13 protein-coding genes are annotated in these 13,033 nt (G+C 67.7%); 4 read left to right on the top strand and 9 right to left on the bottom strand.

Translation table 11 applies throughout. The annotated features are described in order from the left end of the window. Positions 1-43: 43 nt before the first annotated feature. The 7 genes from pstB to ACLF6J_RS12990 all read right to left on the bottom strand — a co-directional run bounded on the left by pstB (position 44) and on the right by ACLF6J_RS12990 (position 8,179). Positions 44-823, bottom strand: coding sequence for a phosphate ABC transporter ATP-binding protein PstB (pstB, locus tag ACLF6J_RS13020; RefSeq protein ID WP_134351959.1), 780 nt, complete (start codon positions 821-823; stop codon positions 44-46). 28 nt (positions 824-851) lie between these two features. Next, complete coding sequence (pstA, locus tag ACLF6J_RS13015) at positions 852-1,937, bottom strand: phosphate ABC transporter permease PstA (RefSeq protein WP_047521550.1); 1,086 nt, start codon at positions 1,935-1,937, stop codon at positions 852-854. Position 1,938: 1 nt separating this feature from the next. Then, positions 1,939-2,916, bottom strand: a complete 978-nt coding sequence (pstC, locus tag ACLF6J_RS13010; protein WP_134351957.1) for a phosphate ABC transporter permease subunit PstC — start codon at positions 2,914-2,916, stop codon at positions 1,939-1,941. Between the two features lie 104 nt (positions 2,917-3,020). After that, positions 3,021-4,121: a phosphate ABC transporter substrate-binding protein PstS gene (locus tag ACLF6J_RS13005; protein WP_134351955.1), complete on the bottom strand. Its 1,101-nt coding sequence runs from the start codon at positions 4,119-4,121 to the stop codon at positions 3,021-3,023. 171 nt (positions 4,122-4,292) lie between these two features. Then, on the bottom strand, positions 4,293-5,282 hold the full coding sequence (locus ACLF6J_RS13000) for an NUDIX hydrolase (protein ID WP_134351953.1): 990 nt from the start codon (positions 5,280-5,282) through the stop codon (positions 4,293-4,295). Next, positions 5,279-7,444 carry an RNA degradosome polyphosphate kinase gene (locus tag ACLF6J_RS12995; protein ID WP_047521544.1) on the bottom strand — a complete coding sequence of 722 codons (2,166 nt, stop codon included), beginning with the start codon at positions 7,442-7,444 and terminating at the stop codon, positions 5,279-5,281. Before ACLF6J_RS12995 ends, ACLF6J_RS13000 begins: the two co-directional genes overlap by 4 nt. 51 nt (positions 7,445-7,495) lie before the next feature. Beyond that, positions 7,496-8,179 carry a winged helix-turn-helix transcriptional regulator gene (locus ACLF6J_RS12990; protein WP_047521542.1) on the bottom strand — a complete coding sequence of 228 codons (684 nt, stop codon included), beginning with the start codon at positions 8,177-8,179 and terminating at the stop codon, positions 7,496-7,498. A 73-nt stretch (positions 8,180-8,252) separates the two neighbouring features. Here ACLF6J_RS12990 and ACLF6J_RS12985 point away from each other — a divergent pair, with 73 nt between their 5' ends. The 3 genes from ACLF6J_RS12985 to ACLF6J_RS12975 all read left to right on the top strand — a co-directional run bounded on the left by ACLF6J_RS12985 (position 8,253) and on the right by ACLF6J_RS12975 (position 10,434). Beyond that, positions 8,253-8,543 (top strand): hypothetical protein, encoded by a 291-nt coding sequence (locus ACLF6J_RS12985; RefSeq protein ID WP_047521540.1) that lies wholly within the window; start codon positions 8,253-8,255, stop codon positions 8,541-8,543. Between the two features lie 150 nt (positions 8,544-8,693). Beyond that, entirely contained in the window at positions 8,694-9,296 is a 603-nt protein-coding gene (locus ACLF6J_RS12980) for an FABP family protein (protein ID WP_134351951.1), read from the top strand. 1 nt (position 9,297) lies between these two features. Continuing rightward, entirely contained in the window at positions 9,298-10,434 is a 1,137-nt protein-coding gene (locus ACLF6J_RS12975) for a YgfZ/GcvT domain-containing protein (protein WP_134351949.1), read from the top strand. A 2-nt stretch (positions 10,435-10,436) separates the two neighbouring features. On the opposite strand, the gene ACLF6J_RS12970 is transcribed toward ACLF6J_RS12975, so the two are convergent. Beyond that, positions 10,437-11,264, bottom strand: coding sequence for a class I SAM-dependent methyltransferase (locus ACLF6J_RS12970; RefSeq protein WP_134351947.1), 828 nt, complete (start codon positions 11,262-11,264; stop codon positions 10,437-10,439). 58 nt (positions 11,265-11,322) lie between these two features. Here ACLF6J_RS12970 and ACLF6J_RS12965 point away from each other — a divergent pair, with 58 nt between their 5' ends. Beyond that, positions 11,323-12,072: a phosphoglyceromutase gene (locus ACLF6J_RS12965; protein WP_421076904.1), complete on the top strand. Its 750-nt coding sequence runs from the start codon at positions 11,323-11,325 to the stop codon at positions 12,070-12,072. Positions 12,073-12,185: 113 nt separating this feature from the next. Here the strand turns inward: ACLF6J_RS12965 and phoU are convergent, their stop codons facing one another. Then, complete coding sequence (gene phoU, locus ACLF6J_RS12960) at positions 12,186-12,896, bottom strand: phosphate signaling complex protein PhoU (RefSeq protein ID WP_047521531.1); 711 nt, start codon at positions 12,894-12,896, stop codon at positions 12,186-12,188. Positions 12,897-13,033: the final 137 nt, after the last annotated feature.

The raw sequence follows: 13,033 nt of genomic DNA, 5'->3' as shown, positions 1-13,033 counted from the left end.
TCCTTCAAGCGTGCAGGGCTTTGGCAGTCCCCGCGGCGAGGGGTCAGCCGAAGCGGCCGGAGACGTAGTCCTCCGTGGCCTGCACAGAGGGGGTGGTGAAGATCGACATGGTGTCGTTGTACTCGATGAGCTTGCCGGGCTTGCCGGTGCCGGCGATGTTGAAGAACGCCGTCTTGTCCGACACGCGCGAGGCCTGCTGCATGTTGTGCGTGACGATGACGATCGTGAACTCGTTCTTGAGTTCGCTGATGAGCTCTTCGATCGCGTAGGTCGAGATGGGGTCCAGGGCCGAACACGGCTCGTCCATCAGCAGCACCTGCGGCGATACGGCGATCGCGCGGGCGATGCACAGTCGCTGCTGCTGGCCGCCGGAGAGCCCGGAACCCGGCTTGTCGAGCCGGTCCTTGACCTCGTTCCACAGGTTCGCACCCGTAAGGGACTTCTCGACGAGGGCATCCTGGTCGCTCTTCGACATGCGGCTGTTGTTGAGCTTGACCCCGGCGAGCACGTTCTCCTTGATCGACATGGTGGGGAACGGGTTCGGCCGCTGGAATACCATGCCCACCTGGCGGCGCACGAGCACCGGGTCGACTCCGGGTCCGTAGAGGTCTTTGCCGTCGAGCAGGACCTCGCCCTCGACGCGTGCGCGGGGGATGACCTCATGCATGCGGTTGAGGGTGCGAAGGAACGTCGACTTGCCACAGCCCGAGGGGCCGATGAAGGCTGTGACGCTGCGCGGTTGGATGTCGAGGGAGACGCCTTCGACGGCGAGGAAGTCGCCGTAGTAGACGTTGAGGTCGTTGACTTCGATGCTCTTGGACACGTGTTTCCTATTCCGGGTGGGCCGCCGCTCAGCGGCCGGCGAGCTTGGGTGCGAACAGCTTCGCGATGAGTCGGGCGAGCAGATTCAGCAGCATGACGATGAGGATGAGGGTGAGGGCCGCGGCCCAGGCACGGGCGATTGCCGCGTCCGGGTTCGTGCCCTGGTTCATGTACTGGTTGTAGGCGAACACCGGCAGCGTCATCATCTGCCCGTTGAAGATGTTCGTGTTCAGGCTCTGGGTGAAGCCGGCAGTGAGCAGAAGCGGCGCCGTCTCTCCGATCACCCGCGAGATGGCCAGCATGATCGATGTCATGATGCCCGCGATCGACGTGGGCAGCACGACCTTCAGGATGGTGAGCCACTTCGGCACTCCGAGGGCGTAGGACGCCTCTCGCAGTTCGTTGGGGACGATGCGCAGCAACTCTTCGCTGCCTCGCACGACCACGGGGGTCATCAACACGGCAAGCGCGAGAGCTCCCATGAATCCCATCGAGATGCCCGGGCGCACCAGCAGCGAGAACACAGCGTAGATGAACAGACCCGCCACGATCGAGGGGATGCCGGTCATCACGTCGACGAAGAAGGTGATCGCCTTCGCGATCTTCCCGCGGCCGTATTCGACGAGGTAGATCGAGGTCATCAGGCCGATGGGTACGGAGATGACGGTGGCTGTGAGCGTGATGAGCACAGTGCCCCAGATGGCGTGGACGATTCCACCGCCTTCGCCGACGACGTTGCGCATCGAGTAGGAGAAGAACTCCAGGTCGAAGCGCTCGATGCCGTTGGCGACGACCGTCCAGAGCAACGAGATGAGGGGCAGGAGCGCGATGAGGAAGGCTGTCGCCACCAGTGCGGTCATGAGCCTGTCGATCGCCTTGCGGCGACTCTCCGCGATGGACGAGATCACGGTGATGATCACCATGTAGATCAGGATCCCGCAGATCACGGTACCGACGATGTTGAAGTCGGCGAGGCTGGAACCGGCAGCGGCCACGGCGAAGATCGCGGCCGAGATGGCGAAAGATGCTGCGAGCAGCGCCCACGGAGCCCACTTGGGGAGCTTGCCCGAGGTGAGCGACGCGGTGCTCGCGGGAGCGGCGGTCAGGACGGTCATGTCAGTTGGCTCCCGAGAACTCGGCGCGGCGGGCGACGATCCATCGCGCCAGCGCATTGACGGCGAAGGTCACGACGAAGAGGATGAGGCCGGTGGCGATCAGCGTGTTCACTCCGGTGTCGTGTGCCTCGGGGAAGGCCAGGGCGATGTTGGCCGGGATCGGCGTGGGGTTCGTCGCGGTGAGTACCAGGAAGGTGACCACCGCGGACGGGGAGAGCACCATGGTCACAGCCATGGTCTCGCCGAGTGCCCGGCCGAGGGCGAGCATCGCCGCCGAGACCATGCCGCCGCGAGCGAAGGGCAGGACGGCCATACGCACCATCTCCCATCGGGTGGAACCGAGGGCGAGGGCGGCCTCCTCGTGGAGCTTCGGGGTCTGCAGGAAGACCTCGCGGCAGATGGCGGTCATGATCGGGATGCACATCACTGCCAGCACGAGAGCCGCGGTGAGGATCGTCTTCCCGGTCGACGACACCTGGCCCCCGAAGAAGGGGACCCAGGAGGCGTTCTCGTTCAGCCAGGCGTAGATCGGCTGCAGGAGCGGGGCGAGCACGAGGCCGCCCCAGAGCCCGAAGACGACGGAGGGGACGGCGGCGAGCAGATCGATGATGTAGCCGAGGACCGCGGCGAGACGCCGGTGGGCGTAGTGGGAGATGAACAGCGCGATGCCGATCGCGATGGGAGCGGCGATGAGGAGCGCGATGAATGAGGCCCAGAGCGTTCCGAAGATGAGCGGCCACACGTACGACCAGAAGGACTCACCCTTGAGGATGTGGTTGTCGCTGGTGTCGAGCTCGAAGGCGGGGAGGCTCTGAATGAAGAGGAAGGCGGCGACGAGCGCGAGGACGATGAGGATGACGATCCCCGCCCCGAGCGCGGTGCCGGAGAAGACCCGGTCGCCAAGTCGCTGCTTCGCCTTGATAGGCGCAGGTGGCGCCTTGGTCGGCGTCGGTGTCGGCGCCTGGGCTGTCGTGCTCATGATCTCCCTGTTTCGGGCCGGGTCGATATGGATCGGATACTGACCGGGAGGTGCCCCCGCGCCCCGTCGGGACGCGGGGGCACCGTGTCAGAGTGTCGGCGTGATCAGCCGACCTGGATCAGGTCGATCGCGGCGAGGACCTGATCGCGCAGGCCGTCCGAGATCGGTGCGCTGCCGGCGTTCTCGGCCGCAGCGTCCTGGCCCTCAGCGCTCGCGATGTAGGTGAAGTACTCCTTCACGAGCTCCGCGACGTTGCTGTCCTCGTACTGCTCGCAGCCGATGAGGTAGCTGACCAGGGCGATCGGGTAGGCGCCGTCCGAAGCGGTGGCGGGGTCGACGTCGAAGACGAGGTCCCCTGCGCCGCGGCCTTCGACCAGCGGCGAGTTCTCGACGAGCTTGGCGGCAGCCTCGGCGGAGTAGGCGACGAAGTCCCCGCCCACGCCGACAGCGACCTGTCCGAGGCCATCGGCCTGCGAAGCGTCGAGGAAGCCGATGGCGCCGTTGCCTGCCGTGATGGCCTGCTTCACACCGGAGGTGCCCTGCGCTGCCTCGCCACCCTGGATCGGCCACACGTCGGCCGGCTCGTAGGTCCAGACGTCACCCGCCGTGGCGTTGAGGTACTTGGTGAACGTCTCCTGCGTCCCCGAGGGGTCGGAGCGGTGCACGGGCGAGATGGCCAGGTCAGGCAGCTCGACGCCGTCGTTCAGCGCGGCGATCTCCGGGGCGTTCCAGTTGGAGATGGTGCCGGCGAAGATGCCCGCGATGGTCGCGGCGTCCAGGTTGAGGGAGTCGACGCCCTCGAGGTTGAACGCGACGGCGACCGGCGAGATGTAGAGCGGGACCTCGACGATGTCGTCGGTCGTGCAGGCGCCGAAGCCGCCGGCGGCGACCTCTTCGTCGTTGAACGCGCGGTCGGAGCCGATGAAGTTGCTGCCGCCTTCGAGGAAGTTCTCGCGACCCGTACCGGATCCGGTGGGCTCGTAGTTGACGGTCACGTCGGGGTTCGCGGTCTGGAACGCGGCGACCCAGGCTTCCTGAGCGGCCGCCTGCGAGGACGCACCGGTGGCGTCGATCGTTCCGGAGAGTGTGGAATCGGTGGGAGCTTCGGTGGAACCGGAGCCGCCTTCGTTCGCGGCGCAACCGGCGAGAGCGAGAGCGGCGACGGCGCCGATGGCGCCGATTCGTGCGATTCGGGAGATCTTCACTGTGGATCCTTCGATCTTGGATGGGTGGGGCCCGGTGCAGGGCACACAGTGACGCTATGGGCGACGGTTAACGAGACTCTCCCGAGCAGGTGAACGGCAGGTGAACGACGGGCGACTCTCTGGGGTGCTCCCGCGTGATTCCGGCGGTGGTGTCCGGAATCCGTCGACGCGTCAGACCTTCGGGATGTGCGTCTCGATCGCGATGATGCCGGAACCGGGGTTCGTGGACGACAGGTGCACGACCGAGAACGCGGCAGGCTCGAGGTCGGCGGCGCTGCCGAGATACGACCCGGTGACGGTGCCGGTCGCGAGGGCGATCTCCGACAGCAGCCCGGGGAGCACGGGACCGTGGCTGCACAGCACAGCCGGCTTTCCGGACCGCACTCGTCGTCCGACCACGGATCGAAGATCGGCCGCGCCGTCTTCCCAGGCGTCCTGGCTGATCTTCTCCGTCTGGACCGGCTTCCGGCCGAGGCCCTTCGCGAGCGGGGTGACGGTCGCGACGCAACGTACCGCGTCACTCGTGACGATCTTGCGCACACCGAAGGCGCGGAGCGGCCCGACGATGGACTTCGCCTGGGTGCGGCCACGTTCGGTGAGCGGGCGCGCGGCGTCCGAGCGGTCCCAGTCCGAGCGTGAGAGCGCCTTCGCGTGGCGCAGCACGATCACCGGGAAGGTGCGCAGCACGCCGTCATCGACCAGGTTGGAGAAGAAGTCGAGGATCTCCAGGTCGACCGGGTAGCTCAGTCGGTTGCGTGCCTTCTTCACGCTGACCCATTCGAGCGCCGCGATCTCCCGATTGGGCACGAACGTGGACTCGCGGATCGCGTCCTCCGTCGCCTCGGCCGCCCAGTAGTGCACGACCTTCTGCTTGCGGGAGGCGAGGTGGTAGCGGCTCACTCCGATGGGAACGCCGAGGGAGACGCGGATGCCGGTCTCCTCGTGCACCTCGCGCACGGCGGTCTCGGCGAGCATCTCTCCCGGATCCACCTTCCCCTTGGGCAGCGTGACGTCCCGGTACTTGGTGCGGTGGATCAGGAGGATCCGCAACTTGCCGTCGATGATCCGCCAGACCACGGCGCCTGCGGCGTACACCGCCTTGTCGGCCCACTTCGACCCCGTCTCGGAGTCGGGCGGGAGCTGCAGCTGCCGCCGGATCATCGAACCGCCCGTGCGCGGCGGCGCCGCTGGATCAACCCCATGGTCTTATCCTGCAGGTCGATCAGGGGCTTTCCGTCGGCATCCACGGCGTGGCGCTCCCAGACGCCGTCGGCGCCGAGGTGCCACGACGATGTGCCGTCGTTCATCGCCAGGTCGAAGAAGGTCCGGAGCTCCTTGAGATGGGCGGGGTCGGTCACGCGCACCAGTGCCTCGACGCGACGGTCGAGGTTGCGGTGCATCATGTCCGCGCTGCCGATGTACACCTGCGGGTCACCGGCGTTCTCGAACGCGAAGATCCGCGAGTGCTCGAGATAGCGGCCGAGGATGCTGCGCACCGTGATGTTGTCGCTGATGCCGTCCAGGTCGGTGCGCAGGCTGCAGATGCCACGCACCCAGACGTCGACCTTCACGCCCGCGGCGCTCGCGCGGTACAGCGCGTCGATGATCTCCTCGTCGACCATCGAGTTCACCTTGATGCGGATGTGGGCGGGGATCCCGGCCTCCGCGTTCTTGCGCTCGGCGTCGATCTGGCGGATCAGTCCCTTGCGGAGGTGGAGCGGGGCGACGAGGAGTCGTTTGAACTTCTTCTCGATGGCGTACCCGCTCAACTCGTTGAACAGGCGCGTCAGGTCCTTGCCGACCTGTGCGTCGGCGGTGAAGAGCCCGAAGTCCTCGTAGATGCGGCTGGTCTTGGGGTTGTAGTTGCCGGTCCCGACGTGGGAGTAGTGCCGCAGCATCCCTTCTTCCTCGCGGATGACCAGGGCGAGTTTGCAGTGTGTCTTGAGTCCCACGAGGCCGTACACGACGTGCACGCCGGCCTTCTCGAGCTTGCGCGCCCAGACGATGTTGTTAGCCTCGTCGAACCGGGCCTTCACCTCGACCAGCGCGAGGACCTGCTTGCCGGCCTCAGCGGCGTCGATTAGGGCCTGCACGACGGGGCTGTCTCCGGAGGTGCGGTACAGCGTCTGCTTGATGGCGAGCACGTGCGGGTCGCGGGCGGCCTGCTCGAGGAAGGCCTGCACGCTCGTGGTGAACGACTCGTACGGGTGGTGGACGAGCACGTCCGATTTGCGGATCGCCTTGAAGATGTCGGCCCGTGCGCTCGATCCCGCGGGCTGGAAGGCCACCGCCGTGGTGGGCAGGTGCGGCGGGTAGCGCAGATCGGGCCGGTCGATGCGCGAGAGGTCGAAGAGTCCGCGGAGGTCGAGAGGCCCGGGGAGGCGGTAGACCTCGAGATCCGTGATGTCGAGCTCGCGGACCAGCAGATCCATCGTGACGTCATCCATGTCATCGGTGATCTCGAGCCGGATCGGCGGACCGAACCGGCGGCGCAGGAGCTCGGCCTCCAGCGCCTGGATGAGGTTCTCGCTCTCGTCCTCCTCGATCTCCACATCTTCGTTGCGGGTGAGGCGGAACGCATGATGGTCGAGCACCTCCATGCCCGGGAACAGGTCGCCCAGGTGGTTGGCGATGAGTTCCTCCAGGCGCAGGAAGCGCTTGATCTCGCCGGCGCCGGGAACCTCCACGAAGCGGGGGAGCATCGGCGGGACCTTGATGCGCGCGAACTCCTGGCGCCCGGTGCGGGCGTTGCGGATGCGGATCGCGAGGTTCAGCGAGAGTCCGGAGATGTAGGGGAACGGGTGCGCCGGGTCGACCGCGAGGGGCATCAGCACCGGGAACACCTGCGCCTGGAAGTAGTCGGACAGCGCGGAGCGCTCGCCGTCCGTGAGCTCGGACCAGTCCGTGATCTCGATACCGGATTCGGCGAGGGCGGGGCGCACGAGCGAGTTCCACGCGTCCGCGTGGCGCAGCTGCAGTGCGTGCGCCTCACGGGAGATGTCGGCCAGCGCGTCGACAGGGGAGCGGCCGATGTTCGTCGGCACCGCGAGACCTGTCATGATGCGCCGCTTGAGCCCTGCGACGCGCACCATGAAGAACTCATCGAGGTTGCTGGCGAAGATGGCCAGGAAGTTCGCCCGCTCGAGTTCGGGGAGTGACGGGTCTTCCGCGAGCTCCAACACGCGCTGATTGAACGCGAGCCAGCTGAGCTCGCGATCCAGGTAGCGGTGGTCGGGCAGCAACGAGTCCGGGGACTCGATGGCGTCGAAGTCGTCGTCTTCGGCGTCACCGAGACCGGCGTCGGCGAGTGCGGGATCGATCATGGGGTACATCTAAGCACCGCCAGGTGACGCTCGTGTGAACGGTGTCGATCCTCAGTGGCCCGCGGCGACGCTCTCTTCTTCGTTGACGTTGAAGCGATAGCCGACGTTGCGCACCGTGCCGATGATCTGTTCCTGGTCGCCGAGCTTCGCCCGGAGGCGCCGCACGTGCACGTCGACCGTGCGGGTTCCGCCGAAGTAGTCGTAGCCCCACACCTCGCTGAGCAGCTGCTCCCGCGTGAAGACACGCGAAGGATGGGTGGCCAGGAAGTGCAGCAGCTGGAACTCCTTGTAGGTGAGGTCCAACGGCCTGCCGCGCAGCTTCGCCGAGTACGACTGCTCGTCGATCGTCACTCCGGAAGCCTGCACGCTCGCGGGCTCGGCGACCTCATCGCGGCGGGCCAGCGCGAGGCGGAGGCGCGCGTCGATCTCCGCCGGGCCCGCGGTCGCGAGCAGCACGTCGTCGATTCCCCAGTCGCCCGAGAGAGCGCTCATGCCGCCCTCCGTGACGACGAGGAGGAGAGGGGCGTCCTGACCTGTGGCGCGCAGTAGCCGGCACAGCGACTTCGCGGCGACCAGATCATGGCGTCCGTCGACGATCACGACGTCGTACTCCGGAGCGTTGACCAGCTGTGCGGGTTCCGCAGGGATCTGGCGCGCTCTATGGCTCAGCAGCTCAAGGGCGGGCAGGACCTGCTCCGAGAGCGGAGCATTGGTCAGAACCAGGACCAGGGCCACGCGCACTCCTCACCGACGGGGGATCGACGTCGTGCCGCCATGATACCGGGGCGGATGCGCAACAATGGTTGTCATGACGGAACCAGCACTCGCACCACGCAACGCGTTCGTCGGTGTGATCGTCGTGTGGGCAGCGGCATTCGTCGCGACCGTCGCGATCGGGATCTTCGTGCCGGAGGAGTGGCGTGTCCCCTGGATGCTCGTGGGCTTCGGGGGCGTCGTCCTGCTCTCCTTCGCCGTGCAGCTCTGGTACGGCCGCACCCAGGGATTCATCTTCCGGGTGGCGAGCAGCGTGATCGGTGCCCTGATGCTGATGGGGCTCATCTCGGTCGGTTTCGGTCTCGCGGCGCTGATCCCGTCCTGACGACGGCGGGGCGCGGTAAGGTGGGGGACATGGACCTCATGGCGCTCGAAATCTTCTTCATCGGCCTGCTGGGCCTCGCGAGCCTCGCTATCGTCTTCGTCTCGGCAGTGGTGCTGCGCAACCTCTTCCGCGGCCAGCGCTGACGCGATCGTGATCGAGCTGCCCGTCGACCTTCCGGCCGATCTCGTCCCCTTCGCGTGGCTGATCGGCGTCTGGGAGGGCACCGGTGTCATCGACTACCCGGTCGGCGACGAACGCCTGCAGGGTGAGTTCACCCATCGGGTCAGTTTCAGCCATGACGGCGGCCCGTTCCTGAACTACTCCGGCTCAGCCACCTTCCTCACCGAAGAGGGTGCGCCGGCGGCGGCACTGCTCGCCGAGACGGGATTCTGGCGACTCGCGCGACCGGCGACGGACTCGGATCCCGGTCCCGCGCTGCTCCCGCCCACCGCGCCCGCCGTCGCACGCACGGTCGACGACGTGGAAGAACTGCGCGCGCCGAGCGGCGGATTCCCCATCGAGGTGTCGCTCGCGCACGCAGACGGTGCCCTCGAGCTGTACATCGGCGAGATCAACGGTCCGCGCATCGACATCGGCTCCGACGCCGTCGTGCGCAGTGCCGGCGCCAAGGTGCACACCGCATCATCGCGCATGTACGGCCTCGTCGACGGACACCTGCTGTGGGCGTGGGACATCGCCGCGCTCGGCACCCCGCTGCGCTCCCACGCCTCCGCCCGGCTGGCCAAGGTCTGAGATGTCCGGTTTCGACCAGGTCGACGGTGCCGTCGCCGAGGGCGACCTGATCGCCCACTTCGGCGATGTGTTCCGAGAACAGCGGCGCCTCGCCGACGGCGCGGCTCTCGCCCCGCTCGGCGATCGCACCGTGATCGAGGTCGCGGGTCCGGAGCGGTTGAGCTGGCTCGATTCGATCACGTCACAGGCCGTGGGACGCCTCGCCCCCGGTGACAGCACCGAGCTTCTGGTGCTCGACCCGCAGGGCCGGGTGGAGCACGCGGCCGGTGTCATCGACGACGGCGAATCCACGTGGCTCATCGCCGACGACGGAGACGCCGAGGCGCTTGCCGGCTGGTTGACGCGGATGAAGTTCCGCACACGGGCGACCGTCGACCTCCGCTCCGACCTCGTGCTGGTCGGATACATCGACGGCGGCGTCATCTCCGCGACGGCGACCGCCGCGGCGTTCGCCCCGAACGGCACCGCACTCGTGTGGTCCGACCCGTGGCAGCGGATCAGCGTCGGCGGACACCAGTATTCCGAGGTCATCGAGCATCCGGCAGCCGACTACGCCTGGCGGGTGGCGATCCTCACCGCGGAGCAGGCCGACGCTCTCGCCGCTTCTCTCGACCGGGAGGCGTTCGCCGGCGTTCTCGCCGCAGAGGCTCTGCGGGTCGCGGCGTGGCGCCCGCGCTGGACGACCGAGGTCGACGAGCGCTCGCTTCCTCATGAGTCCGACTGGATTCGCAGCGCGGTGCACCTGAGCAAGGGCTGCTACCGCGGACAGGAGACCGTCGCCAAGGTCCACAACCTCGGGCACCCGCCGCGTCGTCTGGCCGCGCTCCACCTGGACGGCAGCGATGCGGTCCTGCCCGAGCCCGGTACCGCGGTCTTCGCCGGCGACGACGAGGTCGGGCACCTGACCTCGGTGGCGCGTCATCACGAGGACGGTCCGATCGCCCTTGCGATCCTCTCCCGGCGCGCGCCCATCGGCGACCTGGTGGTTCGCGCCGACGGCATCGACATCGCCGCATCGCAGCAGGTCATCGTTCCGGCCGACGCGGGGGCCACGGCAGACGTCCCGCGCCTGACCCGGCTGTCTCGGAGACCCTCGGCGCCGGACCCGCGTGACGCCGTCCCCGGAAACGGAAGCTGAACTCAGCCGGGCAGCGGCGCGACCGCGGCCCACGGCAGTGTGAGCTCGCCGAGACGCCAGCGGGTGCGCCCGCCGAGCACCGGCCAGCCCTGATCCCGTAGTCCGGTCACCGCGGCGAGGAAGCGCTGCGTGGCGCCGAACGTCGACAGGGGAGCCGCGCGGTCCCACTCCCGGTCGAGGTCGATGAGCACATCGTGCACGCGCTCCCCGGCGACGTTGCGGTGGATCAGGGCCTTCGGCAAACGCTCGGCGACGACGCTCGGACGTTCGAGATCGGCGAGACGGAGCGAGATCGTGAAGCGCAGCGGTGTGGCCTGCGAATCGACGTCGATCCAACTCGACACGCGCCCGATCTCGTCGCAGGTCCCTTCGAAGAGCAGGCCTCCGGGGGACAGGCGTGCGGTCATGCGTGCCCAGGCATCCGGCACGTCTTCCTCGTCGTACTGGCGCAAGACGTTCATGGCCCGGATCGCCGCAGCGCTGCGTCCTCGGGGGAGGGGGACCTCGAAGCCACCCCGCGCGAACGACACGGGGAGATCAGCGGCGAAAGGAGTCCGTCCGGCCCGCACCTCCGCGAGCTGAGCCTCGGCCGTGGCGACGCGGGCGGGGTCGATCTCGAGCCCGAGCACCTCGACATCGTCGCGGACGCGCACGAGACGTGTGGCGAGTTCGAACGCGGTGACTCCGCTGGCACCGTAGCCGAGGTCGACGACCAGGGGATCGTGCGCGCGGCGCAGCGCGTCGCTCTGCGCGATCCAACGGTCGTTGCGCCGGAGCCGGTTCGTCCCCGTCGTGCCGCGGGTCGGCCGGCCGAGGGGAGATGACGCCATGTCACCATCCTCCCAGGATCCGACTCGGCGGGACGTCCCGGGTGGATAAACTGGCGGCATGACTGCGACGCGTACCCTCATCCTGCTCCGCCATGGCCGAAGCGAGTGGAACGAACTGAACCTCTTCACCGGTTGGGTGGACGTCCGCCTCAACGCTCAGGGCGAGAAGGAGGCGCGTCGCGGCGGCGAGCTGCTCGCCGAGTCCGGCATCCTGCCGGACGTGCTGCACACCTCGCTGCTGAGCCGGGCGATCCAGACGGCGAACATCGCTCTGGACGCCGCGGACCGTCTGTGGATCCCCGTGACGCGCTCCTGGCGTCTGAACGAGCGTCACTATGGTGCGCTCCAGGGCAAGGACAAGGCGCAGACGCTCGAGGAGTTCGGTCCCGAGCAGTTCCAGCTGTGGCGCCGGTCGTTCGACGTGCCCCCGCCCGTGCTCGACGACGAGAGCGAGTTCAGCCAGGTGCACGATGTCCGCTACCAGGGCATCGACGGCGAGGTGCCCCGCACGGAGTCGCTCAAGCTCGTCATCCACCGTCTGCTGCCGTACTGGGAGAGCGCGATCGTCCCCGACCTCGAAGCCGGCAAGACGGTCCTCGTCACCGCGCACGGCAACTCGCTGCGCGGCCTGGTGAAGCACCTCGAGGGCATCAGCGACGAAGACATCGCCGAGCTGAACATCCCGACCGGCATCCCGCTGGTGTACGAGCTCGATGAGAACAACGTCCCGACCGGTCCCGGCCGCTACCTCGACCCCGAGGCTGCGGCTGCCGGCGCGGCCGCCGTCGCCGCGCAGGGCAAGAAGTAGGTCGAGACCCCCTCACACCGTCGGCGCCCCTCCTGATTCACGCGAATCAGGAGGGGCGCCGACGTGCAGAGGGGGTCTCGACCGAAATGTCCGGAGGGAAGCGGGGCGACGGGTCAGGCGTGGCCGTGTTCCTGCTGCTCCAGCTCCTGCTGTTCGACCGCGAGGGGGATATCCTCCTCCTCGACCGCCCAGTCGCCGGTCGAGAGGTAGACGACCTTCTTCGCGACGGCCACCGCGTGGTCGGCGAAACGCTCGTGGTAGCGGCTGGCGAGCGTGGCATCGACGGTCGCCGTGGCCTCGCCCTTCCAGTTGTCGCTGAGCACCTTCTCGAAGACGGTGGCGTGCAGTTCGTCGACATCGTCGTCCGCGTTGCGGATGGCGTCGGCGAAACGCAGGTCTTGTGTGCGCAGCAGCTCCGAGAGCGTGCGCGCGACCTCGACGTCGAGCTCGCCCATCTTCACGAACGTGCCCTTGAGGCCCTTCGGGATGGCGCGCTCGGGGAAGCGGAGGCGGGCGAGCTGGGCGATGTGCTCCGACATGTCGCCCATGCGCTCGAGCGAGGCGCTCACGCGCAGAGCCGTCACGACGATGCGCAGGTCGCGTGCGACCGGCTGCTGGCGGGCGAGGATCTCGATCGCCTGCTCGTCGAGGGCGACGGCCAGTTCGTCGATCTTCGCGTCGTCGGCGATGACCTCCTCGGCCAGTGCCACGTCGCTCGTGGCGAATGCCCGGGTGGCCTTGTCGATGGAGACCGTGACGAGGTCGGCGATCTCGACCAGGCGGTTCTGAAGATCCTCGAGGGACTGGTGGAACACTTCGCGCATGTTGGGGCGCAACCTTTCATTCGGATCTCGGCTGTGTCAGCGCGAGACGGCGGGTCGTCCGCACGAGAGCAGGTCTGTGCTCCCGCACAAGCCCGAAGCGATTGTCCGCTTCGAAGGTTAACGAACGGTGCCCAGCA

Origin of the sequence: Microbacterium sp. IO18, assembly GCF_049099505.1 — a bacterium.
GTDB lineage: Bacteria > Actinomycetota > Actinomycetes > Actinomycetales > Microbacteriaceae > Microbacterium > Microbacterium aurugineum.
Note: the sequence above shows the minus strand (reverse complement) of the source record. Positions and strands in the feature narration are given on the sequence as shown.

Bases quoted from the DNA above. Each gene is read 5' to 3' on its own strand.
- ACLF6J_RS12965 (WP_421076904.1), top strand. From the start codon at position 11,323: ATGACTGCGACGCGTACCCTCATCCTGCTCCGCCATGGCCGAAGCGAG.
- pstC (WP_134351957.1), bottom strand. From the start codon at position 2,916: ATGAGCACGACAGCCCAGGCGCCGACACCGACGCCGACCAAGGCGCCA.
- ACLF6J_RS13000 (WP_134351953.1), bottom strand. From the start codon at position 5,282: ATGATCCGGCGGCAGCTGCAGCTCCCGCCCGACTCCGAGACGGGGTCG.
- ACLF6J_RS12970 (WP_134351947.1), bottom strand. From the start codon at position 11,264: ATGGCGTCATCTCCCCTCGGCCGGCCGACCCGCGGCACGACGGGGACG.
- phoU (WP_047521531.1), bottom strand. From the start codon at position 12,896: ATGCGCGAAGTGTTCCACCAGTCCCTCGAGGATCTTCAGAACCGCCTG.
- ACLF6J_RS12985 (WP_047521540.1), top strand. From the start codon at position 8,253: ATGACGGAACCAGCACTCGCACCACGCAACGCGTTCGTCGGTGTGATC.
- ACLF6J_RS12995 (WP_047521544.1), bottom strand. From the start codon at position 7,444: ATGATCGATCCCGCACTCGCCGACGCCGGTCTCGGTGACGCCGAAGAC.
- pstA (WP_047521550.1), bottom strand. From the start codon at position 1,937: ATGACCGTCCTGACCGCCGCTCCCGCGAGCACCGCGTCGCTCACCTCG.
- ACLF6J_RS12975 (WP_134351949.1), top strand. From the start codon at position 9,298: ATGTCCGGTTTCGACCAGGTCGACGGTGCCGTCGCCGAGGGCGACCTG.